Origin of the sequence: Chryseobacterium hilariae, assembly GCF_051400735.1 — a bacterium.
Lineage (GTDB): Bacteria > Bacteroidota > Bacteroidia > Flavobacteriales > Weeksellaceae > Chryseobacterium.
The window spans coordinates 153928-179906 of the sequence record NZ_JBLFFJ010000005.1 but is presented as its reverse complement, the minus strand read 5'-3'; the positions used below and the strand labels follow the sequence as shown (position 1 = coordinate 179906).

Here is a 25979-nt window from a genome sequence, read left to right as displayed (position 1 = left end):
TTTAAATATAAAATTAAAACCTTGCCAAAAACTCAAAAAAAACTATATTTGTCAGTCTTAACAAAAATTAACAATAGAATGGATAATATTGAAGCATTAAGTCCGAAACCGGATGAATTTGTAGAGAACAAGAATTCAAGGCATCCAAAAGGATTGTGGGTTCTTTTCGGAACAGAAATGTGGGAGCGTTTCAACTTTTATGGGATGAGAGCCCTTTTGACGCTCTTCATGGTAAATTCCTTATTAATAAAAGAAGCTGATGCGGCAATCATCTACGGTGGATTTTTAGCTTTATGTTATTTAACACCTCTTTTAGGAGGATTCATTGCAGATAAGTATATAGGAAACAGAAATGCCATCTTAATTGGTGGGTCTTTAATGGCTATTGGCCAGTTCCTTCTTTTTATCAGTGCCTCTACTTTCTCTGCCGATCTTGGCAGCTCCAAAATGGTGATGTGGTTAGCTCTATTCGTTATCATTTTCGGTAATGGATTCTTCAAACCTAATATTTCCTCAATGGTGGGAAGCCTTTATCCTAAGCAGGAGAAATCCAAACTGGACTCTGCTTTTACCATTTTCTATATGGGGATCAACATCGGAGCATTCCTTGGACAGTTTATCTGCCCATATGTAGGAGATGTGAAAGATGCAACTACCGGAGTAAGAGATATTTTTGCTTTTAAATGGGGATTCTTAGCCGCTTCAATTGCAATGATCATTGGAACCGTAACATTCTTTATTCTTAAAAATAAATATGTGGTAAACCCGGAAGGAAGACCTATCGGTGGATTACCAAAAAACAATACAAGTGCAGACTTTGAAGAAGGTGAAACTCAGACCGCTAAATTCTCAGGTTTATCTTTAGGGATCACCGGAGTTATATTTGTCGTTTTATTCTTCGCTTTCCGATATTTACTGGTCGGAGAATTCGGATTTAAAGCTGTAGAGATGGGACAATTGATCAAAGGAATTATTTATCCTTTCATCTATGCGGCCGGTATTTCCCTGGCCTTCCTGATCATGAGTTCTGCAGAAAACAAGATTGAAAGACAAAGAATCTGGGTAATCTATATTGTATCCTTCTTTATTATTTTCTTCTGGGCCGCGTTCGAGCAGGCGGGATCTTCATTAACATTTATTGCCGATAACCAGACAGACAGAAACATTTTCGGATGGAATATGCCTCCTTCAATGGTTCAGATCTTCAACGGTATTTTCGTAGTTCTGTTGGCTGTTCCATTCAGTTTGACATGGGATAAATTAAGAACAAAAGGAAGAGAGCCCGTATCTCCGTTCAAGCAGGCAATGGGATTAGCATTGATAGCTCTTTCTTACTTCATCATCGCACACAATGTAAAAGATCTTGGAAATTCAGGATTATTAGCGATCAAATGGTTAATGCTTCTTTATTTCATCCAGACTTGTGGTGAACTTTGCTTATCTCCTATTGGTCTTTCATTGGTAGGAAAACTTGCTCCAAAAAGATTTGCATCATTATTATACGGAGTATTCTTTATTTCCAATGCTGCGGGTTATGCCCTGGCAGGTTCATTGGGAGCTCTTATCCCTGCTACAGGTGACAAATTCACAAAAGCACAGGAAATAGGCGTAAACCTTCAGGACGTTTTAGATAAAAAAGTAACATTAACTGCTGAACAGACGGCAGCATTTGAGAAAGCTCAGTTACCGTTGCACAATCCTACATTTGCAGGATTTGAGATCCATAACCTATTTGAATTCTTTATGGTGTTCGTAGTACTTTGTGGTATCGCAGCTGTTATTTTGGGGCTGATCTCTCCAATCTTAAAGAAAATGATGCACGGTGTAAAATAACCGCATCAATAAAATACAACAAAACCTCTGCTAAGTCAGAGGTTTTTTTTATTTTCGTATGATGGAAATTTCCGAAGATTCTTTATTTCAATCCGTAAAGGAAATTATTAGGCAGTCGCGCGAAAAAGTGTTTCGGATCGCGAATTCTACTTTACTGCTTACTTACTGGCAGATCGGAAAACAAATAAACCCTAATTAAAACAATCATATACAATTATGAGCTTAACTCTAGATGAAATACAAAATTTCAAAGGAAAATACCCCAGACAGATCTGGAGCCTGTTTTTCTCTGAAATGTGGGAACGTTTCTGTTTCTACGGAATGCGTGGAATGCTGGTTTTCTTTATGATCTCACAGCTTAATTTCCATGAAAAAGAAGCCAATCTTCAATATGGTGCCACTCAGGCATTCGTGTATGCCTTTACTTTTGTGGGTGGTCTTTTTGCAGACAAAATCCTTGGATTCAGGAAATCTCTCTTTTGGGGCGGACTACTGATGATCGTTGGAAGCTTGATTCTGGCAACTGATCCACACAAATTCTTTTTCTTAGGTATTGCATTTACCGTAGTAGGAACAGGTTTCTTCAAACCGAATATTTCGTCTATGGTGGGACAACTTTATAAACCTAACGACTCACGGGCTGACGCAGGCTTTTCTCTTTTTTACGCAGGAATCAACCTGGGAGCTTTATTGGGTGGATATCTATGTATTGCTATCGGTAAAGGAGAAATTTTAGGCGGCACTATTCCAGAAGCAATGAGATGGAATGTAGCTTTCGGCCTCGCATCAATAGTAATGGTCATAAGTCTTATCAACTTTATTTTCACCCAAAAAAGAATGGGAACAATAGGTCTCCAGCCAGGGCATCCTTTGGCAGAAGTAAAAGCTGCTCCGATTCCAAAATGGAAAGAATACGGAGTGTACGTTTTATCTCTTATTTTCGTTCCCATTATCATGAAGATGGTAGCCAAAACAGAATATACAGATTATTTTATGTGGACCATCGGACCTTTGACTCTGATCTACTTATTCTATGAAATGTCAAAAGTAACGGCATCAGAACGTAAGAAACTTTGGGCAGCTTTAGTTTTCATTATTTTCTCGATCCTATTCTGGGGAATTTATGAGCAGAGCGGCGGTTCGTTAAGCATTTTCGCTGCTAAAAACCTTAATAAAGATCTCCTTGGATTAGATCCGAACGGTGTAAATAACTCAGGAGGAGCCTTTTTTATTATTTTCCTTGCGCCATTAATTGGGCTTCTATGGATATGGCTGAATAAAAGAAAAATTGAACCTAATACCATTGTTAAATTCGGTTTGGGATTTATTTTCCTGGGAATCGGATATTATGTTTTATTTGCAACAAGACTTTTTGCTGACCTTCAGGGAATAACATCACTGAACTTTTTTACCCTGGCATTATTGATCATCACGCTTGGGGAGTTGTGTCTGTCACCAATAGGACTGTCTATTATGACCAAGCTTTCCACCAAAAACCTTCAGGGAATGATGATGGGGATGTGGTTCCTGGCCTCTGCTTACGGACAGTATGTCGCCGGCATTATCGGTGCAGGACTTGCCACAGCAAAAGAAGGTTCTACCAACTATGATGCTTTAATCACTTATACTGATGGATATAAACAATTGGGATTATACGCGGTAATTGCCGGTGTGGTATTAATTTTGATATCTCCGTTCGTGAAAAAATTAATGCAGGATGTAAAATAAAGTAAGCGGGATTATGCTTATTTTTACGTAAATTATCAAATTATGAAAAAAATTATAAGCATAATACTCTTATTTTTAGTAAGTTTCAGCTTTGCCCAGGTAAAATGGCTGACTATTGAAGAAGCTTTAAAGGCCCAGAAAGAAAACCCCAAAAAAATCCTGATCGATTTTTATGCGGACTGGTGCGGACCATGCAAAATCATGGATAAAAAGACATATGGCCACGATATTATCGCTCAAATTTTAAATGAAAATTATTACCCTGTAAAATTTAATGCTGAAGAAAAACAATCTATTGATGTCTTTGGAAGAACATTTTCCAATGATAATACTGAACATAAAAAAGGAAGAAACTCCCTACACGAATTCACTCAATATATGAACGTCGGAGCTGTTCCAAGTACTGTATTCCTGGATGAGAAAGGTGGCCCAATCACCATTCTTCAGGGAGAATTATCTGCAAAAGAGCTCGAACCCTATTTAGAATTCATCTCCAAAGATTTCTTCAAAAAGATCCGTACCAGGGAAGAGTGGGAAGATTATCAGAAAAAATTTAAATCCAAAATCAAAGATTAAAACCATACAGCGGCCTTCAAAAATTGAAAGCCGTTTTTTTGACTTTAACGTCTATATTTTCGGTGAAAAAATTTTAATCTTAACCCTATTTTCCCGACATTAGGGCTCATTTTTAAAATGACTTTAGATACTTCTATAGAATATGTAAAAGGCATAGGTCCCGAGAGAGCCAAACTCATCAAGAATGTGTTGGGCCTGTCGACCGTTGACGACCTTCTGAACTTCTACCCTATCCGATACCTGGATAAAAGTAAAGTATTTAAAATTTCTCAGCTCGAGGAAAGCAGCATTGAGGTACAGCTTAAAGGGAGAATCACACAGGTACAGGAAATCCAGACCGGAAAAGTAAAAAGACTTTCTGCCAAATTCAATGATGATACCGGAACAATGGATCTGGTATGGTTCCAGTATTCAAAATGGCTGAAAGAACAGATTCCGATCAACCGTGAAGTTTATATTTTTGGAAAGATCAATGTTTTCAACCGTCAGTTCTCTATGCCTCATCCTGAAATTGAGGCCGAGGAAAATAAGGAAAGCGACACTCGTCTGAAGCCTATTTATCCAAGCTCAGAAAAGCTGACGAAAAGAGGTTTGAATCAAAGGTTTTTCCAGGTTATCTTAAGGAATATCTGCAAAGAGATCCCTAACCTTATTGAAGAAAATCTTCCTGATTATATGATGAAGGCATTTAAGTTTTTATCAAGACAGCATACTTTTTTAAATATTCATTTTCCAAAGGATATGGAATATTTTGAAAAAGCTGATAACAGGCTGAAGTTTGAAGAGTCCTTCTTTTTTCAACTTGGATATGCGCTCAAAAAGCTTCATCATAAAACTCATTCACCCGGAAATCCGTTTCCAATTGTGGGTGATCATTTTAATAATTTTTACAATCATCATATTCCATTTGATCTTACCAATGCTCAAAAAAGGGTTTTAAAGGAAATCCGACTGGATATGAAAAGGCCTATTCAGATGAACAGGCTTCTGCAGGGTGATGTGGGATCCGGAAAAACAATGGTTGCCTTACTTACCATGTTAATCGCTATGGATAATGGCTTCCAGAGCTGTATGATGGCTCCTACCGAAATCCTGGCACAGCAGCATTATAATGGTATCAAGGATCTTTTGGAAGGTACAGATATCAATGTTCGTCTTCTGACGGGTTCCACCAAAACTTCAGAAAGAAAGATCATCCACGAAGAGCTGGAAAACGGAACATTGTCTATATTGGTTGGAACGCACGCGGTTCTGGAAGACAAGGTAAAATTTAAAAACCTTGGACTGGCCATCATTGATGAGCAGCACAGGTTTGGTGTGGCACAAAGGGCAAAATTATGGGCTAAAAATAGAATTCCGCCGCATATTCTGGTGATGACGGCAACTCCTATTCCAAGGACTTTGGCGATGAGCTTCTATTCTGATCTGGATGTTTCCGTGATCGATGAAATGCCGATAGGAAGAAAACCTATCATTACTGCCCACAGACGTGAAAAAGACAGAACGTATGTGTATAATTTCTGCAGAGATGAGATTAAAAAAGGAAGACAGGTCTATTTCGTGTATCCGCTGATTGAAGAATCTGAAACTTTAGATTATAAAAACCTGATGGAAGGGCTCGATCATGTGATGAATGCATTCTCTGATTACAATGTCACGATGCTTCACGGAAAAATGAAACCTGCTGAAAAAGACATAGCCATGAACTATTTTGCCTCGGGAAAGGCAGAGATCATGGTTGCTACAACTGTCATTGAAGTCGGCGTTAATGTTCCGAATGCTTCTGTAATGGTGATAGAAAGCTCAGAAAGATTCGGGCTTTCCCAGCTTCACCAGCTTCGGGGGCGTGTTGGAAGAGGTGCAGAACAGAGCTACTGTATCCTTATGACTTCAGATAAATTATCGAAAGAAAGCAGAACCCGTATCAAAACAATGACGGAAACCAATGACGGATTCAAGATTTCTGAGGTGGATATGCAGCTGAGAGGTCCAGGAGATATCTTGGGAACACAGCAGAGCGGTGTGGTGGATTTTAAAAGACTTGATCTTGTGAATGATTCTGCAATTATTAAAACAACAAAAAATACGGTTGATAAGATTCTGGAAGCAGATCCACACCTGACAAGGCCGGACAATCTGATCATTAAAAGTTATTATTTGAAGTACTACAAGGGAAAGAATAAATGGAGTAAGATCTCATAAAAAAACCGCGAAAAGAAAAATCTTTCCGCGGCCCCCTTATAAAACTGTTATTTAGAAGAAATTACTTTTGATCTGTTTAAAAAAATTTATTTTAATAGCAAGAACTAATATCTTATGATTTGGTATGAAAATATTTATATGTATTTAAATTCTCAGCCCTTGCTATTTAAATAAATTAAAAAAACAAAATGAATTATTTTTCCAGCTTGCTTATTATAAAAACTAACTGATTCAAGCTGAAGGTGTGGGAATGAAACGAATAAATACCCTTCAACTCTCTTAAGTTTTCATGATTGTACCGTTTTGTTTAAAGATCTTCTATGCTTTATAGCTGGAAATAAACATAATTCATTTTGTTAAACTAACATTGTGACTTATATCTTGATTTCTAAATGAAATAATCTATTCTCTACCATCCATTGCTTTTTTATATAGCTAATTTGTGTTGCAATGTTTACATTTACAAAATTGATGATATTGCTTGGATTCCTTCTTATATTATTTTAATTATTAATTATACAATTTTCACTTTTATGTGAATAGTATGTATTAAATATTATCTTTTCTATTAAAAATATAAATGCATAAAACCTTTATTCATCATATTCTCATAATGAAATTATCTTTGTTCAAGCCTGAAGAATGATACTGCCAGTTTACGGTAATAATTTCTGTAAGTGACTTTTTCAGGCCGTCATAAGTTTCCGGCTTTTTCATAAAAATATTAGCCCCGTTAACGAAAATTTCTTCTATTTCGTTTTCAGAAATCTGCTCGGCATACACTCCAATTACGATGTTACTGAATTGAGGATTTATTTTAATTTCTTTCAGGCATTCCATGCAGCTTTTTCCTGGAATATCATATTTAATGAAGATTACTTCCGGAATAATTGCGACACTGCTCCTCAGATATTTCATAAGATCATCTCCGTAAGAGAAACATTGAGACTTTACTCCTATCTTTAAATCTTTGAAAATATTTTTAAAGAATATAATATTACCTTCATCATCATCTACTGTTATTACATTCAGATATTCTTTATTCATACAGCACTTTTGAATTGATACTAATGCTCTGGTTTTTTCTTCTTTTTGTAATGATTTTATGAAACTGGGAAGGTGTGATGCCGGTTGTATTTTTGAACTGGGTGCTCAAATGGGCCACACTGGAATAATTCAGTTTATGGGCAATCTCTGTCAGGCTCTGCTTATTATTCAGAATCAGTTCCTTGGTATATTCTATTTTCTGAAGAATAATGAAATTTTCTATAGAGGTATAAGCAACCTCAGAAAAAAGATTGGAAAGATATCCATAACTGTGGTTCAGTTTTTCAGCAATATAAATAGATGCTTTAATGGGAACAGCATCTTCAGAGAAAACAAGTTCTACAATCGCATCTTTTATTTTCTGTACTAAAGCCGTTTTCTGGCTTTCAATAATCTCTATGCCGTAATCTTTAAGATTCTTCTTAAAAAGATTATGCTGCTCCTGGGTAATGGGTTCATAGAACTCTACTTCACCAAAGTTCAGCAGGCGATATTTCAGCCCGTGCTCCTTTAGTTTTTCATCCAACACCTTCTTACAGAGAGCATTGAAATCAAATTTTACATACATTTTCATCCTGGTATAAGTGTGTCAAATTTCGAAGTAAATATAATAATTTATTTCATTTAAAAGTGAAATAGTCCAGAAATTTTTAGCATAATATAAAAAAGAAAAAACTCCTGCATATTGAATACAGGAATTAAACACTAGGGATGAAAAAAATATACTGATAAAAAGCTGCAAAAGCTCAAAACCAAGCATATGAATGTAATATTGAAAGTGATTTGGTTCTTATACAAAGATCAAATAAAAAAAATCATCACTCGTTATAGAATTAAAATTAAATGTTACAGAATTTTAAGTCAATTATTTGTGAATTAAGAATTCCATAAGGTAATCATCCATAACATATCCGCCCCCAATATCAAAGATTCCTTCATCATAAACTTTGTATCCTTGGGATTCATAGAAGTTTCGGGCTGTATTATGTTTATTGACATTCAAAATAATTCTCTGATCACCGCTCTCAGACACTTTGTCGTTCAAAAATTGAAGCGCTTTTTTACCAAAACCTTTTCCTTTGCTTTCAGGAACCAAATAAATCCTGTGCAGTTTTGTAGTTCTCTCTTCATAATGATGCTGGAATCCGATAAAGCCTTCGTAAGAGCCGTTATTTTCATCCTGAATTATATAATAATGGTAATCCGGATTCTGTAAATGATTTCCGATTTCAGCCTCAGAGTACATCTCTGAAAGCATATATTCCATTTGCTCATCCGACAGAATATCTGCATAGGCATTTTCCCATGATCTTCTCGCCAGATCCTGAATAAGGGGAATGTCTTTTTCTGTTGCTGCTGTTAATTTCATAATTTTTCTGATTAAAAAAAGTGAAAAGCCTGAACTTTTCACCTTTGGTATTTTAATGTTAATGGTAAATTGTCAATGGTGAATTTTTAATTAAACTGAGTTCGGAATAAGAAATACCTGAAACAAATTGTATTTTTATCGCAAAGGCAAACAGAATAGATTTTTTTGACATGTTAATAAGGAAAACAATACAAATATATTTCCCTGTATTGCTTACCAGTAAGTGAAACAGCTCTGTCTATCTTTAAAAATCACATGAATGCTTTTTAAAGCTTTGTCTATCCTTGCGTTTAATTTAATCATTAGCCCGAATTCAGATTAATTAAGCCTAAAAAACTGACTATTCACTTGTGAAGCAAAATTCACTATTGACCAATTGACTTTTATATTTTCGCCATTTCAGCTTTAATTTTCGCATAAAGTCCTTCTGAAGCAGGAACTAAAGGAAGTCTTAAATAGTTTTTAATAATTCCTTTTTCAGTAAGGATTACCTTAATTCCGCAAGGGTTTCCTTCTGCAAAAATCAATCTTGTAATTTCTACCAGCTTATTGTGAATTTCATAGGCTTCTTTCACTTTTCCTTCAAAGGCCAGCTGAACCATGGTAGAAAATTCTTTCGGATATCCCTGCCCTATTACAGAAATCACTCCGTTTCCACCTGCTAATGTTACAGGAAGTGTGTATTCATCATCTCCAGAAACCAATGAAAATCCTTCAGGTTTTTTTCTCAAAATGTCAAAATACTGAAGAATATTGGGTGCTGCTTCTTTGATCATGAATAGATTTGGAAACTCATTGGCAAGACGAATAGTGGTATCTGCCTCAACATTCTGACCTGTTCTTGACGGAACATTGTAAATAATGATATTCTTACCGGTAGATGCCAACATTTTATAGTGCTGGTAAAGTCCTTCCTGATTAGGCTTATTATAATATGGAGATACAGAAAGTACTGCATCAAATGCAGAAAGATCTGCTTCTTCTATCTGTTTCTTTACTTCAAGAGTATTATTTCCGCCAATTCCCAAAACCAGGGGAAGACGTTTATTATTTACCTTAATGATATGCTCAATTACCTGTTTCTTCTCCTCTTCAGAAAGCGTTGCAGCTTCTGCTGTAGTTCCCAAAACAACTAAATAATTGGTTCCGTTTTCGATATTGTATTCAACAAGCTTTGCTAAGCTATCGAAATCAACGGATAAATCTTCATTAAAGGGTGTTACCAACGCAACACCTACTCCTTTTAAAATGCTCATCTGTTAGAATTATTTTTTTCAAATTTAATAATTTACGACAAGAATTTGTAATAAATACTAATGTTTTATTATACATATAATTATATTTGCATATACTAAAAGATATTATGACATCGCTATAACCGAAGTTATTTACAAAAACACATACATACTGGCGATTACATATGACCTTTAAAAAATTAATTTACAACATATGAAAAATAAATTCTTGTTACTAGGAATTGTTCTGGCCACACTTACCGCCTGCAAAACAGCTTCCACGCTGCAGCTGGGACAAGTTCAGCCTCAGAAAAATATTTCTATTAATAATGAGCTGAAAAATGATGAGGAGTTTGTAAAAGTTATTGAGCCTTATAAGCAAAAACTGGACAAAGAGATGAACCAAAAGATCTCCCACACCAGCGTAGATCTTACAAAGCAGGGTGATAACAGCAATCTGGGTAATCTTTTGGCCGATTATACCTTTGAAGGTGCCGATGCATGGACGAAAAAAAATCTTAATAAGAACGTTGATGCTGCCCTGATCAATATCGGAGGAATACGTACTACAATTGGTAAAGGCGATATTCTTCTGAAAAGTGTTTTTGAAGTAATGCCTTTTGAAAATGAAGTGATCATCGTAAAAATGAAAGGATCAGATCTGCAGGGACTTTTTGATTATTATGCAAAAACTCAGGTCAACAATCCTGTTTCTCATTTATATATTGAAACTAATAACGGGCAGCTTGTCAAATCTCAGATCAATGGAAAAACAGTAAATCCTGACCAGGATTATTATATTGCTACTTCAGATTATCTGGCACTTGGCGGAGACAATATGAAGTTCTTTTCCAAAGGGGAATCTATTTCTACAGGAATCAAATTAAGAGATCTTTTTATTGAATATTTCAAAAAAACGTCTGAAGTAGTTCCGAATACAGATATTCGTTTAAATTTTATCGGCAAGAAATAATGGATAGAAAAAGTTTTTTAAAAGTAATAGGTAGCGGATCTTTAGCAGCAGCTTTGGCTCCCAATATGATGATGGCAGAAGAATTGAAATTCAATCCTTTTAAATCAGCAAATAAACTTACCATTCTTCATACCAACGATCAGCACAGCAGAATAGAACCTTTCGACGCAAGCTATACCAAGAATCCCAATCAGGGCGGATTTGCGAGAAGGGCAAGCCTGGTACAGCAGATCAGAAGCCAGGAAAGCAATGTTCTTCTTCTGGATTCCGGTGATATTTTTCAGGGAACTCCTTATTTTAATTTCTTTGGAGGTGAGCTGGAATTTAAACTGATGTCGATGATGAAGTATGACGCTTCTACAATGGGAAATCATGATTTTGACAATAGTCTGGATGGTTTTTTGAAAGTTCTTCCTAATGCTAAGTTTCCATTCATCTGTTCAAACTATGATTTTAAAAATACTGTTCTGGACGGAAAAACATCACAGTATAAGATTTTTAATAAAAACGGAATAAAAGTTGGGATTTTCGGAGTAGGTATCCAGCTGGAAGGTCTTGTAGGCAAGAAACAGTATGGCGAAACCATATACTCAGATCCTGTAGATGTAGCCCAGCATTATTCCAATTTCCTGAAAAACGAGCAAAAATGTGATCTTGTGATCTGCCTTTCTCATATCGGCTATGATTATAAAGATGAACCTAATAAAATAAGCGACAAAATTCTGGCTGCCAAAACAGAAAATATTGATATCATTCTGGGCGGGCATACCCATACTTTTTTACCTGAACCACAGACTTTTACCAACCGACAGGGTAAAAACGTTCTGGTGAATCAGGTAGGATGGGCAGGTCTTCTTCTTGGCAGAATAGATTTTTACTTTGATGCAAATAAAAACGTAAAGCATATTTCCTGGAACAACCAGATAATAGACAGCAGCATAACCGTATAATATGAAAAAACTCTCTTTAATCTCTCTTGGTATTTTAGCATCCCTGCAATTCATGAATGCGCAGGTGATTTCATCAAAAAAATGGACGGATCTTTTTTCCTACAACAATGTCTTAGCCATGAAGGAAGACAATGGAAAGATTATTGCCGCTACTGAAAACGGGATATTTTACTATACCATTTCAACCGGAGAGATTACAAAGCTGTCAAAAGCTAACGGCCTCCATGACGTTAATATATCTGCCTTCGACTATAACCCACAGACTAAAATAGGTGTAATAGGATATGCAAACGGTTCTATGGATGTGATTACCCCGCAGGAGATCAAATATATTGTTGATATTCCTATTGCAACCGGCTATAACGGAAGCAAAAGGATCAATCATATTTCAATTACCGGGGATCAGGCTGTAGTATCTGTAGGCTATGGAGTTTCTATATTTAACATTAACAAAAAAGAATTCGGAGATTCTGCATTCTTTGTAACCGGTGGTGTATACGAGGCCAGCAACGAAGCCACCATATTTGGAAACAAGGTATATTCTGTAACCAATACCGGACTTAAAAGTCACGAAATGAATACTACATTTCCGGTATTCTCTACCTGGTCTACAGAAATACCGGGATCATATAAACATATTGATGCAGAATCTTCACTTATATTTTCATCTGCCACATCTGCGTTTATTTACAATAACGGTACAGGCACTCCACTTCCGGCAAGTTTTGGAAACATTCAGGATATTGTGATCAACTCAACCAATATTATAGTAACAGACAGCAGAATTTATACATTCGGACTAAACGGAGTATCTTTAAACGCTGTAAGTATGGGAGAAGAATGTAATACAGCCATAACAGCCAGCGGAAAGGTATACGGTGGAACGATACTGTCCGGGATAAAGGAAGAAAGTGGTACGACCTATAAGCCATCCGGTCCATATTCAAACACTTCATACAAGATCAATCTGTATGATAATAATCAAATGCTGGTATCATCCGGATCCAGAGCGAACAGATATAATCACCCAACATATAACCCAAAAAATCCAGGATTTTATTATTTTAATGGCACAGAATGGATTCGCTCTTCCTTTTTTTCAACAACTACATCCGTAATTAATGTATTGGATGCTGTTATGAGTAGAGCTGACAATAATGAAGTATTTTTTACAAACTATACGAGTTCTTCTCAAGGAGTCTATAAAATGAAGTACAACTCCACTAATAAAGATTTTGATTTTATAAAACGTTATGATCTCGGCACACCCGGTGATAACTCACACCGTCCTGTAGGTTTTGCATTTGATGATCAGAACAATCTTTTTGTTTCTTTTGGTTTTAATGCTGGTAGCCCCTCTATAGGTATATATGATAAAAGCGCTGATGATTTTGTAACTAAAAAATTCGGATTATCCAGTGATGGTATACAAACACCTGTATATTATGAAAATATGCTGTGGATTCCACTTCCAAGAACTAATAATTTCATCGTATACGATTATAAAAACCCTACCAATCTTTCAGATGACACTGATTATATATTAAAGGATACCAATGGATTTGCAGGAAACTCAAAAGGAACGCTATCTGTAGCGTTTAGTAAGTCAGGAGATGCCTGGATAGGTACCGACAGCGGTCTAAGAATTTTGCCTAATGCTGCTGTAGAAATAAAAAATGCAGATCCTAAAGTGGAACCTATCATTATAGAACAGGGTGGACTTGGAGAAGAACTTTTCAGAGATGGCCAGATATTGCAAATAGAAGTAGATGCCGGAGATTATAAATGGATTTCTGTAGATGGTGGTGGTGTATATTATCTTTCTTCCGACGGACAGCAGACTATAAAACATTTTACAAAAGAAAACTCCCCTCTTCCAACCAATTCTGTTACCGATATAAAGGTAGACAGAAAAACAGGAAAAGTATATTTTGTGACATTTAACGGTATTGTAGCTTATCAGGGAGATGTAGCAGATGTAACTGCCAACTTCGGGAATGTAGTGGTTTATCCTAATCCTGTAGTTTATTCAAACTTTAAAGGAAAAGTCACTATTAAAGGGCTTGCAGAAAAAACGAATATCAGAATTGCAGATGCAGCAGGAAACGTAATACATTCTGCAGTAGCAAGAGGAGGTTATTACGAATGGGATCTTAATAATCAAAAAGGGAACAGGGTAGCTTCAGGTATTTATTTTGTACTGATGACCAATGAAGACGGTTCGGATAAAGCTACTGCAAAAATAGCTGTGGTTAATTAATGAATTCACAAAACGGATTTTTATTATCATTCATAAAATACGGTGAAAATAATGCAGTTCTGCATTGTTTTACGGAAGATGAAGGCTTTCAGACCTATTTCGTAAAGGGAATTTATTCCAAAAGAAATAAAAAGAAAGCCCTGCTTCAGCCTTTGAATATGCTCAGCTTTACCATTAATCCAGCAAGAGGTAATGGAATCCCTTCAGTTTCAAGATTTGAGCTGGTAAAGAACCACGATATGTATATGGATATCAAAGCCAATACAGTCATATTCTTTATCTCAGATTTCCTGAATCAGGTTTTAAGGCATGAAAATAAAAATCCGAATCTCTTTTTCAGTATTCATGAATTTGTCAATGAGCTGGCAGTCAAAAACTATCAGTGTCATCTGCTTTTTTTAATTACAATATTAAAAATCCAGGGAGTTGCTCCTTTGATTAATGAAGGACAATATTTAGATCCCGAAACCGGAACATTCTCTATAAGACCTTCTCACCAACTGTTTACCGAAGAAATATCAGCCATCTGGAAAACAGCCATCCGCTCAGAAAATCTCTATGCAACAAAGATACACTCTTCATTAAGAAAAGATTTTTTGGACAGTCTTCTCGTTTACTATCATTATCATATTACAGATTTTAAGATCCCGACATCACTAGAGGTTATCCAACAGATTTTTGAATAATCTTAAGGTAAGGAAGTTCGAACCGCCAATCATTATCCTTTCGCCTCTTCAGGCATTTCCGTTTCAGATTCCGCCATTTCTTTTTTAGAGAATCTTGGCTGCAGAATTTTTGCAATAAGGCCTGTCCATCCTGTTTGATGGGAAGCTCCTACTCCTCTTCCATTATCACCATGGAAATATTCATAGAATAAAATATAGTCTTTAAATTCCGGATCAGTCTGAAATCTTTCATACTGGCCGTTCACCGGACGTTTTCCGTTTTCATCCATTAAAAAGATTTTAGACAGCCTTTTACTTAAAGCATCTGCAATCTGGTCCAGGTTGGAATAATTTCCGCTTCCGGTAGGATATTCCACCATAAAATCGGGGCTGTAATAAAAGAAAAAACGCTGAAGACTCTCAATAATCAGGAAATTGATCGGAAACCAGATCGGTCCGCGCCAATTGCTGTTTCCACCAAAAAGACTGCTGTCACTTTCTGCAGGCGTATATTTTACACAATAATCTGCTCCGTTCAAATTCAACGTATAGGGATTCTGTTCATATTCTTTCGACAATGCCCGCACTCCATATTCGCTTAAAAACTCTTCGGGATTCAACATTCTTTTCAGCAGCCTTTTTAACCGATGGCCACGCAGAAGCGACAGAAGATGCTTGGAATCCTGTCCCTTCACTTCCCATCTTGATACCAGGGAAGCCAGTTCCGGCTTATTTTCAAGAACCCACTTCATTCTTTTTTTGAAATTGGGAAGATTTTCGATCATTTCATCATCAATTACCTCAACGGCAAACATAGGTATCAGTCCCACAATAGTTCTTAATCTTAAATACATATGATTTCCATCGCTGGAAGAAAGAGCATCGTAGAAGAATTCATCTTCCTGATCCCAAAGACTGAAATTCTCATCCCCCATATTATCCAGCGAATGGGCAATAGAAAGGAAATGTTCAAAAAACTTCATTGCCATTTCCTCATACACTTTGTTGTAAAGAGCCAGTTCAAGAGCAATTCTCATCATATTCAAGGCAAACATGGCCATCCAGCTTGTCCCGTCTGACTGTTCCAGTTGTTCACCGTTCGGAAGCGTTATATTCCTGTCAAAAACACCGATATTATCAAGACCTAAAAAGCCTCCTTCAAAAATATTATTGCCATTATTGTCTTTTTTGTTGACCCACCATGTAAAATTCATCAGCAGCTTCTGAAATGCACTTTCCAGGAATTCAATATCAGGTTTTCCTTTGATATATTCATCAATTTTAAAAACCCTGAAAACAGCCCATGCATGAACCGGAGGGTTCACATCACTGAAATTCCATTCATAAGCAGGAAGCTGCCCGTTGGGATGCATATACCATTCGAACAGAAAAAGTTTCAGCTGATGCTTTGCAAAGTCCGGATCAATTAACGAAAAGCTTATCGTGTGAAATGCCAGATCCCATGTCGCATACCACGGATACTCCCACTTATCGGGCATAGAAATGATATGCTCATTATTAAGGTGCTTCCAGTCATAATTTCTAATCTTCTCCCGGGATTTGGGTGGCGGCATTTCTGCAGGATCTCCTTTCAGCCATTTTTCGACATTGTAATGGTAAAACATTTTATTCCAGAGCATTCCCGCAAATGCCTGCCGCTGTACAAGTTTTTCATCCTCCGACTCTATACCTTCCTGAATTTCAGCATAAAATTCATCCGCTTCTTTTTTCCTAAGATCAAAAATATCATTAAAATCAGCAAATGGATCTTTTAAGTCCTTATCTGTCATTCTGAATTCAAAAATTTTTGACTCTCCGGCCTGCAGCATCTCATCAAGAAGAAAAGAAGCTTTAGTTCCCATGCATTGCGGATTTACAGACTGGGAATTTCCGTTAATAACAAATTCATTGATTCCGTCTTTGCTGTATTTTGTTTCGTTGGGCGACTGGTAAAGCTTTTCGGTATTGGTTTCATTATCACAAAACAAGGTCTTCAGAGACTGTTTGGCATACACATTTTTGATTTCAACGTTTTTGTGCCTAATGGCAATATGCTGTGCATCTACGCTGTCCAGCTGTGGCTTATAATTATCGTAGCCCCATTTCCATGTATTTCTAAACCAAACTGTAGGCAGTATGATAATCGGAGCTTCATTTTGAGATTTGTTGACTATTGTAAGTTTAACCAGAATATCATGTTCGCTTTCCTTGGCATATTCTATAAAGAGGTCGAAGTATTCGTTCTGATCAAAGATTCCAGTATCAATCAGTTCATATTCAGGCTCGCTTTTATTTCTTTCTGCGTTGGTTTTTAAAAGATCTTCGTAAGGAAAAGCATTCTGGGGATATTTATACAGCATTTTCATATAAGAATGGCTGGGTGTGGAATCCAGATAGTAAAAATATTCCTTTACGTCTTCCCCGTGGTTTCCCTGTCCGTTGGTAAGGCCAAAGAAACGCTCTTTTACCATTTTATCTTTCTTATTCCAGAATCCTATGGAAAAAACCAGCTGCTGAAGATCATCACAGATTCCACAAATACCTTCTTCTCCCCACCGATAGCTTTTGGATTCAGCCGTATCATGAGTGGTATAATTCCATGCGTCTCCATTTTTGCTGTAATCTTCACGAACCAGACCCCACTCGCGATTGCTGACGTAAGGTCCCCATTTTTTCCATGAAATATCTGAAAGTCTTTGTTTTTCGGACATGTGCTGTTTTTTGTATGATGTGAAATGTTTATGGAACAAGAATAGAGTCAAGAGCCTAGAATCAAGAGTCAAGATTTAGATATCAGATGTCAGATGTTAGACATCAGACTATGAAAATATGAGGCTCTGTTATCTTCAAATAGCAATAACTCATCCCCACTCTAATACTCTCCAACCCAAATCTATCCTCCAGTAGAAAAGCTCTCAAAAGTGGTCATTGCTCCGTCTACAAAAATGCTGGTTCCGGTGATGTAATCTGCGAGATCACTGGCTAAAAAGGCAGCTAAATTTCCGATATCCTGTGGCTGGCCAATTCTGTTGTAAGGGATAAGATTAAGCAGTGAATTCAAAGCTTCCGGAGTACTCCATGCATCTTTATTGATCGGTGTCTGGATCGCGCCCGGACAAATGGAATTGACACGAATCCTGTCAGCTCCATATTCCTGTGCCAAAGTTTGCATCAGCATCCTGACAGCTCCTTTACTCGCTGCATAATTGGCATGGCCTGCCCAAGGGATAATTTCGTGAACTGAACTTATATGAATGATTTTTCCGCAGGCAATGGAACGGGACGGATCTATACCACGGCGCAGAAACTCCTTTATGGCTTCACGCGCGCAGAGAAACTGTCCGGTAAGATTCACTCCTATCACAGCATTCCACTGGTCGAGGGTCATTTCAGTAAATTTCGAGTCTTTTTGAATTCCTGCATTATTGATCAGGATGTCTACCGTTCCGAATTGTGAAACCGTATCCTGAAACATTTTGATGACCTGATCTTCTTTGGAGACATCACATTGGTAAGTGATTCCGTTTCCGCCTGCATCTGTAATTTCTTTTAAGACAGCCTGTGCCTCATCTAAGGATCTTTCTGAAGAATGATTGACAATTACTGTAGCCCCCGCAGAAGCCAAAGATTTTGCTATTCCTGAACCTATTCCGCTGGAAGCTCCTGTAACGACAGCTACCTGATTACGAAGTGATATTTCCATATTTTATTATTTGATGTTACTCAAAGTTATGGAAACAATTCAGCAGGATGGAATTTTTGAATTTAAAATTTTCTTAAAGTTTTTTATACATCAGGTACTGGGGACCGCTTCTTCCCATTCTGGTTTTACCGTCGTACAGATAACCTGCTTTCAGGTAGGTATGATACGCTGAAACATTTTTCTGGTTAACAGCAAGAACAATCTCATTGCAATACGGAAAATTTTCTTCGACAAAACCGCCTGCTTTATGCATCGCTGTTTTTCCGATTCCTTTTCCCTGTAAGCCAGGATTTATAGAAAAAGATCTCAGTAAAACAGATTTTTCGTTGTCGGTGAGATCCAGTTTATCTTCTCCAAAATCCAGGACAAAAAAACCTGCAGGCTTTTCATCTTCAAAAATGGTAACGGCAAACGCTTTACCATCATTCCTCGCTTTGATCCTATTCAAAGCTTTTTCTACCGTTGAAGTATACTGAAGCTGATTTTCATCCAGAGCGTAATTAAGTTCCGTGAAATCGGATTCTTTAAAAAATGCTAATCTGATCATATTTCTTAATGATGATAAATATCCTGGTACATCACACCAGCTCTGATCTCCACCGGAAGCTTATTTTCCTCCGGAACAATCGGACAATTGTAATCGTAGGCATTGTATGCACAGTAAGGCTGATAGGATTGATTGAAATCCAGGATAATGGTATTTCCTTTTGGAATCTTCAGATCCATATATTTTCCGCCACCGTAGGTTTCTTTTCCGTTGGTAGCGTCCCGGAAGGGTAGAAATAAATAGTCCTTATATTTTTTCTGCTTAATCAGATCAAGGCTTTGATATAAGGTTAGCGTATAGGATTTTCCATCCAGTTGAAATGTCGCTTTTCCATATTCCTTATAAGACTTGGTTTTACCAGAAGAGGTTGGAAGCTCAAAAGGCCTGGCATTTTTTGTTTTACTGAATTTAGCAGTAACAATATACTTGAAATCCACCGGAAAGAATGGATGCTCTTTAAAATTGGTAAAATTATCTCCACGCAAAGGCGTTTTCTTTGGATCAAGATATTCTGTGTTGAGCTCTTCCTGAAATTTCCTGATCTCCATGATTTCTTTTGAAACCATTTTTTGAGAAAACATAAAAAGCGGAAAAAACAGAAATAATAAAATATATTTTTTCATGATTCTTTTCAAAATTATGAGTAAAACTATGAATTTTTCGGGTTACGAAAAGTTAAAATTGTAATAAAAACCCACAATCTATTTTAAATAATCTGTACTTCACTCTCTTTAGCATATTTTTTGACCATACAGAGCACATGGACAGAAAGAAATTCATCAAAACAAGCATTCTTGCAGTATCAGGTTTTTATTTCCTCAACTCTAATCTGTTTCAGGCCGTACAGCCCAGAATAGGGAAACAGGAAAAAGAGATTATAGAGGCTCCGATACTTATTATTGGAAGCGGATATGGAGGTGCCGTTTCTGCCCTTCGCCTCTGTGAAGCAGGAAAAAAGGTTGTTATGCTCGAAATGGGCCTCAACTGGGAAAAATCGGGAATTCCTTTTTCCAATATGCTGAAACCAGGGAAAAGTGCTGCATGGCTGAAAAAAAAGACCATTGCACCATTTATGAATATTTTTTCTCTGACTCCTTTTACGGGAACCCTGGACAGGATGGATTTTGAAAATATTAATATCTGGGTAGGCAGAGGCGTTGGCGGCGGCTCTCTGGTTAACGGCGGAATGGCCGTTACTCCGAAAGAAAGTTATTTTAAAGAGGTATTTCCTGATCTGGATCCTGAAAAGTTCTATAATCACTATTTCCCGTTGGTACACAAAGAACTGAAGGTAAATGTTATTGGAGAGCCGTTTTTAAAGGATTGTCCTTATTATAAATTTACAAGAGTGGGTGAAGCAGAAGCCCATAAAGCAGGCTTTAAAACCATACGGGTTCCGAATGTCTACGACTTTCAGTATATGGAAAAGGAATATAGAAATGAGGTTCCCCGTTCTGCTTTTAACACGGAAGTGATTTACGGAAATAATCATGGTAAGAACAGCCTGGATAAAACGTATTTGAAAAAGGCTCTGGAAACCGGGAATCTTGAAATTCTGGACCTTCACTGTGTTGAAAATATTAAGCTTAATGATGATAAAAGCTATACTTTACAAGTTCAGCAAACCGATACTTCAGGAGCTGTAGTTTCTGATAAAGTATTCAACTGCAGGAAGCTGGTTCTGGCTGCGGGAACAATGGGTACTTTAAAACTCCTGTTACATTCTAATGCAGTCAATGGTTTCCCGATTCATGAACAGATTGGAAAAAACTGGGGAAACAACGGTAACTTTATGACCGGAAGGAACTGGGTAAAACCACTTTCAGGCGGAACAGGTTCCAAACAATCAACCATTCCTGTGGGTGGAATAGATAACTGGGACGATAAGGAGCATCCTTTTTTTACAGAAATCGCTCCGCTTCCGATGGGAATGGACGTAGCAACAGCATTATATCTGCTGATCAACCGGGTGGATAAAAAGGGAAACGTTTCTTATGACAACACAAAGAAAAACCTCAGTTTGGACTGGGACCAGAGTCATACGATTAAAATGAGGGAAAATGCTGATTATTTTATTAAAAAAATGAACAGGGCTAATGGCGGAACGAGAAGCCATTTCTTATTTAATAATGGTTTCGGTGCAGATGTGTGCTATCACCCATTGGGCGGCTGTGTTTTGGGTAAAGCTACTAATGAATATGGAAAATTAAAAGATCATGAAAATCTTTATATTCTGGATGGTTCTTTGATTCCTGGAACCATTGGTGTCAATCCGTTTGTAACGATTACTGCTATTGCAGAGTACTGTATGGAAAACCTGATCACACAGAATGAATTTGCCTGACATCAGGGCATGGATTTCACCTCATCAAGGTACTTCCTGATATCATGTTCATGTTTCTGAGGATATTCAAAATCAAGTTTCTGTGCTAAGGCTGTTCCCAGCTCATGTACAAGATCCGCAGCAGCATACAGGGCATTCCAGTTATCATTAATATTGCTGCCTGAAAATGTAGCTTCTACCCGTGTCCAGAGTTCCACAGAAAGATATTTTCTGAAAAGGCGTCCGTGTTTATTGGTCGTTATATTTTTCCAGTCGTGAAAGCTGGCAATATACCATTCGATGAGAGGAACAAGATAATCTGTCCTGATCACGTTTTCGGACATGAATTTAGCATAAAACAAGTCACCACGTTTAAGACATTTTGCTACATAAGTTGTATCCCACCAGAAATCGTTCATTAATTGCTGAAACCTCTGCTCTGTTGGCTTCCGGATCATAGCAGACTGATAGGTCGGCAACTTCAGATCTTTAGTAAGGTTGTCTTTATCAACCAGAACTTTATAGCCTACATCCCAATCTTCCGGAAGATTTTCCTCCTGAACCTCTTTTACAAATTCTGATTTCTGATAAAGTTTAAAATCAACCTTTACATGATCGGCGTACAGTACCATTTTCATAGCGTGTTTTCCGTCAAAATAGGTGTCATTTTCTTCCACCATGGAAATAGGCTCACCAAAAAGATAAATCCATTTTTTATCAGCCTCGTATTCCTTCATGTTTTCAAAAACCAGCTCTACATCAAGATCACTGAAATCATCAACAGGCGCATAGGGATTGACCAGCGAACTGGTCAGCAGTACAGCACGGACGTCGGGATTATTTTCTGCCCAAATAATGATCTGCTTCAGTTTTTCTTCGCGTGCCTTCATGGTTTTCTGTTAATAGGATTCTGATATTTTCACACGGTAAACGTCAAGAGAATTTCTTTTAATAGACTCCACAAAAAAACCACCTTCTTCCGGAATAACTTCTTTAAGGTCGAAACTTTTACAGTCCCTGGGCAAACCGGAAAATACTAAAGTAAACCAGAAATCCCGCATAAACGGAACAGCTGTCCAGTTGGGATAGATCGTAATATTCTCAGCATGGATCAGCTTACTTTTATGGTCAGACTGGTTGTCAAGAAGATAAGTGGAATTCCAGATCCTGATCAGGTTGCCCAAAAACGGTGATGCCGGAAAACAGCAGTGTACAATAACCTGCTTTTCCTCTTCTATTTTGGTTTGAAGAGATTCCAGGAGTTCTTTGGCAATAATGGGTTTTACAATTACTTCTTCCACCTTTTATAACAATGTCAATTGTCAATCATGAATAGTCAATTTTTAGAATTCATAATTGACTATTCACCATTCACTTTTTTAATATTCTAATTCCAGTTTTTCTTTGGTATAATTTCTTACTTTCTCTGTAAGCTCAGGGTTTTGGGCTAATTTCTGCCCATATGAAGGAACCATTTCAAGTAATTTATCCTTCCATTCTCCATGTAATTTTTCAGGGAAACATTTTTCGAGAACATTCACCATGGCATATACCGCTGTGGAGGCTCCCGGAGAAGCACCAAGCAATGAAGCAATGGTTCCGTTTTTATTTACAACAACTTCAGTTCCGAATTCCAGCTTTCCGCCTTCTTTTTCGTCTTTTTTAATGATCTGTACCCTCTGCCCGGCTACTTTCAGTTCCCAATCTTCTTCTTTGGCATCTTTGATGAATTCTCTCAGGTGCTGCATTCTTTGTGATTTCGTCATCGCCACCTGCTGAATAAGATATTTAGTCAGAGGAAGATTATGCCACCAGGCACCAAATAATGATCTTAAATTTTTCGTATTAACACTTTCAGGGAGATCCAGATAACTTCCCTCTTTCAGGAATTTTGTCGAAAATCCGGCAAAAGGACCGAAAAGAAGTGCTTTTTTACCATCAATAATTCTAAGATCCAGGTGAGGAACTGACATAGGCGGAGCATCTACAGTCGCCTGAGTATATACTTTTGCATGATGCTTTTCAACCAGTTCCTGATTATGACTTACCAGCCACTGTCCGGAAACAGGGAAACCTCCGTACCCTTCGCTTTCTTTGATATCCGAACTGTCCAGAAGCGGAAGCGCATATCCACCGGCACCAATAAATACAAAATCAGCAACTACTTCTTGTTTATGACTGTGGATCCTGTCTTTCACCTTCATTTCCCACTTTCCGTCTTCTCTTGGATCAACGTCTTTTACCTCGTGATACAGGAATACCTCAACATTGGAATCTTCCAGCAAATGCCTTCCCATTTTTCTGGTTAATGTTCCGAAGTTAACGTCTGTTCCCATATCCATTTTGGTAGCAGCCATTATTTCAGACTGATTTCTTTTGCTCATCACCAAGGGAAGCCATTCTCTGAGCTGTTCATGATCCGTAGAATATTCCATACCGGAAAACAGTACGGATCCGGACATTTTTTCGTGGCGTTTTCTCAGATATTCAGCATCTTTTTCGCCGAATACCAGACTCATATGAGGACATGAATTGATAAAATCTTTAGGATCCTGAACATATCCTTTGGTAACCAGATATGCCCAGAACTGTTTTGACATTTCAAATTGCTCTGCAATACTTTCTGCCTTGGTAATATCGACAGTTCCGTCTGGTTTTTCAGGAGTATAATTAAGTTCACAAAATGCGGAATGCCCTGTACCAGCATTATTCCAAGCTGCAGTACTTTCTTTCGCAAACCTTCCAAGCCTCTCAAATATGGCAATTTCCAGATTGGGATCAAATTCGTGAAGCAGTGTTGCTAAAGTGGCGCTCATAATTCCGCCGCCTATCAGTACAACGTCATATTTTGGTTTCGGTGTTCTGCTTGTAAGCGAGTGTGGCATAATTCTAAAATTTACATCAAATTTCGGGAAAAGTTTTATAAATAAGGATGGGTTTAACGATTTTAACACGTTAATTTTTGTGCTTAAATAGTTTTCTAACAGGCAAAAAATTCTAGGGAAACTGTCAATATTGTACTATCGAAATAAGTAATCAGATTATCTCTTCATTATTTATTATAACTTTTATATTTTAGCTTATAATTTGCAAATATCAGTTCATGAACGCTTTTTGAGATATTTGTTTTAATATTTAATAACATGTTTGAAAAGAAAGTGTACGTTCAACGACGTTCTGCGTTAAAATCGAAATTAAATTCCGGGATATTGCTCTTTTTAGGTAATGAAGACAGCCCGATGAACTTTAAAGATAATATATATCACTTCAGACAGGACAGTACCTTTCTGTATTATTTTGGAATTAGCGAACCTTCACTGGCAGCCATTATCGATCTGGATGAGGATAAAACCATTCTTTTCGGAAATGAAATGAGTATTGATGATATTGTGTGGATGGGCAGGCAAAAAACGTTAGCCGAAAAAAGTGCAGATTCCGGCTTATCAAATATTCTTCCGCTGGATCAGCTCGATATTTACCTCAAAAAATACCAGGAGAAAAACCGTACCGTTCATTTTTTACCACCTTACCGTCCGGAAAATAAAATTAAACTCGCCAATTGGTTTGATATTCCTATGGATCAGTTGAAAGAACGTTCGTCATTAAGTTTCATAAAAGCTGTTGTTGCACAGCGTTCAATAAAATCGGCTGAAGAAATTGCAGAGCTGGACCGTGCAGCATCGGTATCAGCTGACATTCATCTAATGGTAATGCAACAGGCAAAACCAGGAATGTATGAGCGTGAACTTGCCGCAAAAATACAAGGCGAAGCATTGGCTTCAGGAGGTAATCTGGCTTATCCCGTAATCTTAACTGTTCAGGGTGAAATCCTGCATAATCATTATTACGGCAATCAGCTTAGGGAGGGTCAATTAGTCTTAAACGATTCCGGAGTGGAAACTGCTTTAGGATATGCCGGAGATCTTACCCGAACTTTCCCTGTAGGGAAAACATTCAGTGCGGAGCAAAAGGATGTTTATGATATCGTACTCAGTGCCTATCATCATGCAAAAGGTCTTTTGGCACCTGGTGTCAGGTATCTGGATGTTCATTTGGCTTCTTGCAAAATACTGGCACAGGGCTTAAAAGATATCGGCCTGATGAAGGGTAATATAGAAGATGCTGTACAGGCTGGTGCCCACGCTATGTTTTTTCAGTGCGGTACAGGCCATATGATGGGTCTGGATGTTCATGATATGGAAGGTTTAGGTGAGCAATACGTAGGATATACTGATGATCTTGTTAAAAACACTACTCAGTTTGGCCTTAAATCTTTAAGGTTGGGTAAAGCACTGGAAGCAGGTTATGTGCTAACCGTTGAACCGGGTATTTACATTATTCCGGAACTTATCGACCGTTGGAAAGCATCTAATCAATTTGCTGAATACATCAATTATGATAAACTGGAAACATTCAGAAACTTTAGCGGCATCAGGGTGGAAGATGATTTTCTGATTACGGAAAACGGAAGCAGAATGTTGGGTAAACATTTGGCTTTAACTACTGAAGAAATCGAATCGATCAGGAGCGAAGCCTATTAAAAATAAGAATACAGTATACAATGGACT

At 37.4% G+C, this 25979-nt stretch carries 21 protein-coding genes; 10 read left to right on the top strand and 11 right to left on the bottom strand.

Annotated elements, in window-relative coordinates:
- Positions 1–78 precede the first annotated feature (78 nt).
- From ACMGDK_RS15665 to recG, 4 genes are all read left to right on the top strand, one after another.
- Entirely contained in the window at positions 79–1833 is a 1755-nt protein-coding gene (locus ACMGDK_RS15665; RefSeq protein WP_436808809.1) for a peptide MFS transporter, read from the top strand.
- Between the two features lie 216 nt (positions 1834–2049).
- Positions 2050–3561 (top strand): peptide MFS transporter, encoded by a 1512-nt coding sequence (locus tag ACMGDK_RS15660; RefSeq protein WP_436808808.1) that lies wholly within the window; start codon positions 2050–2052, stop codon positions 3559–3561.
- A 42-nt stretch (positions 3562–3603) separates the two neighbouring features.
- Complete coding sequence (locus tag ACMGDK_RS15655; RefSeq protein ID WP_436808807.1) at positions 3604–4137, top strand: thioredoxin family protein; 534 nt, start codon at positions 3604–3606, stop codon at positions 4135–4137.
- Positions 4138–4254: 117 nt separating this feature from the next.
- Positions 4255–6339: an ATP-dependent DNA helicase RecG gene (gene recG, locus ACMGDK_RS15650; protein ID WP_436808806.1), complete on the top strand. Its 2085-nt coding sequence runs from the start codon at positions 4255–4257 to the stop codon at positions 6337–6339.
- Between the two features lie 600 nt (positions 6340–6939).
- Here recG and ACMGDK_RS15645 read toward each other — a convergent pair.
- From ACMGDK_RS15645 to dapA, 4 genes are all read right to left on the bottom strand, one after another.
- Positions 6940–7386 carry a response regulator gene (locus ACMGDK_RS15645; protein ID WP_436808805.1) on the bottom strand — a complete coding sequence of 149 codons (447 nt, stop codon included), beginning with the start codon at positions 7384–7386 and terminating at the stop codon, positions 6940–6942.
- Positions 7379–7960 carry a helix-turn-helix domain-containing protein gene (locus tag ACMGDK_RS15640; protein ID WP_436808804.1) on the bottom strand — a complete coding sequence of 194 codons (582 nt, stop codon included), beginning with the start codon at positions 7958–7960 and terminating at the stop codon, positions 7379–7381. The genes ACMGDK_RS15645 and ACMGDK_RS15640 overlap by 8 nt, the downstream gene beginning before the upstream one ends.
- A gap of 291 nt (positions 7961–8251) precedes the next feature.
- Entirely contained in the window at positions 8252–8755 is a 504-nt protein-coding gene (locus ACMGDK_RS15635) for a GNAT family N-acetyltransferase (RefSeq protein WP_436808803.1), read from the bottom strand.
- Between the two features lie 383 nt (positions 8756–9138).
- The gene (dapA, locus tag ACMGDK_RS15630; protein ID WP_436808802.1) at positions 9139–10011 is read right to left on the bottom strand and encodes a 4-hydroxy-tetrahydrodipicolinate synthase; all 873 of its coding nucleotides are present in this window, start codon (positions 10009–10011) and stop codon (positions 9139–9141) included.
- 193 nt (positions 10012–10204) lie between these two features.
- On the opposite strand from dapA, the gene ACMGDK_RS15625 reads away from it, so the two are divergent.
- From ACMGDK_RS15625 to recO, 4 genes are read left to right on the top strand one after another with little or no spacing between them, the layout of a single operon-like run.
- Positions 10205–10963 carry a 5'-nucleotidase C-terminal domain-containing protein gene (locus ACMGDK_RS15625; protein ID WP_436808801.1) on the top strand — a complete coding sequence of 253 codons (759 nt, stop codon included), beginning with the start codon at positions 10205–10207 and terminating at the stop codon, positions 10961–10963.
- Complete coding sequence (locus tag ACMGDK_RS15620; RefSeq protein ID WP_436808800.1) at positions 10963–11913, top strand: bifunctional metallophosphatase/5'-nucleotidase; 951 nt, start codon at positions 10963–10965, stop codon at positions 11911–11913. The genes ACMGDK_RS15625 and ACMGDK_RS15620 overlap by 1 nt, the downstream gene beginning before the upstream one ends.
- Before the next feature lies 1 nt (position 11914).
- Positions 11915–14173, top strand: coding sequence for a type IX secretion system anionic LPS delivery protein PorZ (gene porZ, locus ACMGDK_RS15615; protein ID WP_436808799.1), 2259 nt, complete (start codon positions 11915–11917; stop codon positions 14171–14173).
- Positions 14173–14859: a DNA repair protein RecO gene (gene recO / locus ACMGDK_RS15610; protein WP_436808798.1), complete on the top strand. Its 687-nt coding sequence runs from the start codon at positions 14173–14175 to the stop codon at positions 14857–14859. Before porZ ends, recO begins: the two co-directional genes overlap by 1 nt.
- A gap of 32 nt (positions 14860–14891) precedes the next feature.
- Here recO and ACMGDK_RS15605 read toward each other — a convergent pair whose 3' ends face one another.
- The 4 genes from ACMGDK_RS15605 to ACMGDK_RS15590 form a co-directional block, all read right to left on the bottom strand.
- Positions 14892–17549, bottom strand: a complete 2658-nt coding sequence (locus ACMGDK_RS15605) for an MGH1-like glycoside hydrolase domain-containing protein (protein WP_436808797.1) — start codon at positions 17547–17549, stop codon at positions 14892–14894.
- 182 nt (positions 17550–17731) lie between these two features.
- Positions 17732–18541, bottom strand: a complete 810-nt coding sequence (locus ACMGDK_RS15600; protein ID WP_436808796.1) for a glucose 1-dehydrogenase — start codon at positions 18539–18541, stop codon at positions 17732–17734.
- A gap of 73 nt (positions 18542–18614) precedes the next feature.
- Complete coding sequence (locus ACMGDK_RS15595) at positions 18615–19088, bottom strand: GNAT family N-acetyltransferase (RefSeq protein WP_436808795.1); 474 nt, start codon at positions 19086–19088, stop codon at positions 18615–18617.
- 5 nt (positions 19089–19093) lie between these two features.
- Positions 19094–19654, bottom strand: coding sequence for a DUF1684 domain-containing protein (locus ACMGDK_RS15590; protein WP_436808794.1), 561 nt, complete (start codon positions 19652–19654; stop codon positions 19094–19096).
- A gap of 194 nt (positions 19655–19848) precedes the next feature.
- Between ACMGDK_RS15590 and ACMGDK_RS15585 the strand changes: the two genes are divergently transcribed.
- The gene (locus tag ACMGDK_RS15585) at positions 19849–21432 is read left to right on the top strand and encodes a GMC family oxidoreductase N-terminal domain-containing protein (protein WP_436808793.1); all 1584 of its coding nucleotides are present in this window, start codon (positions 19849–19851) and stop codon (positions 21430–21432) included.
- A 2-nt stretch (positions 21433–21434) separates the two neighbouring features.
- Here ACMGDK_RS15585 and ACMGDK_RS15580 read toward each other — a convergent pair whose 3' ends face one another.
- The 3 genes from ACMGDK_RS15580 to mqo form a co-directional block, all read right to left on the bottom strand.
- Positions 21435–22301: an AadS family aminoglycoside 6-adenylyltransferase gene (locus tag ACMGDK_RS15580; RefSeq protein WP_436808792.1), complete on the bottom strand. Its 867-nt coding sequence runs from the start codon at positions 22299–22301 to the stop codon at positions 21435–21437.
- Positions 22302–22310: 9 nt separating this feature from the next.
- Positions 22311–22712 (bottom strand): hypothetical protein, encoded by a 402-nt coding sequence (locus tag ACMGDK_RS15575; protein ID WP_436808791.1) that lies wholly within the window; start codon positions 22710–22712, stop codon positions 22311–22313.
- A 78-nt stretch (positions 22713–22790) separates the two neighbouring features.
- A complete protein-coding gene (mqo, locus tag ACMGDK_RS15570; protein ID WP_436808790.1) occupies positions 22791–24296 on the bottom strand; it encodes a malate dehydrogenase (quinone) in 1506 nt (501 codons plus the stop codon).
- A 258-nt stretch (positions 24297–24554) separates the two neighbouring features.
- Here mqo and ACMGDK_RS15565 point away from each other — a divergent pair, with 258 nt between their 5' ends.
- Complete coding sequence (locus ACMGDK_RS15565; RefSeq protein ID WP_436808789.1) at positions 24555–25952, top strand: aminopeptidase P family protein; 1398 nt, start codon at positions 24555–24557, stop codon at positions 25950–25952.
- Positions 25953–25979: the final 27 nt, after the last annotated feature.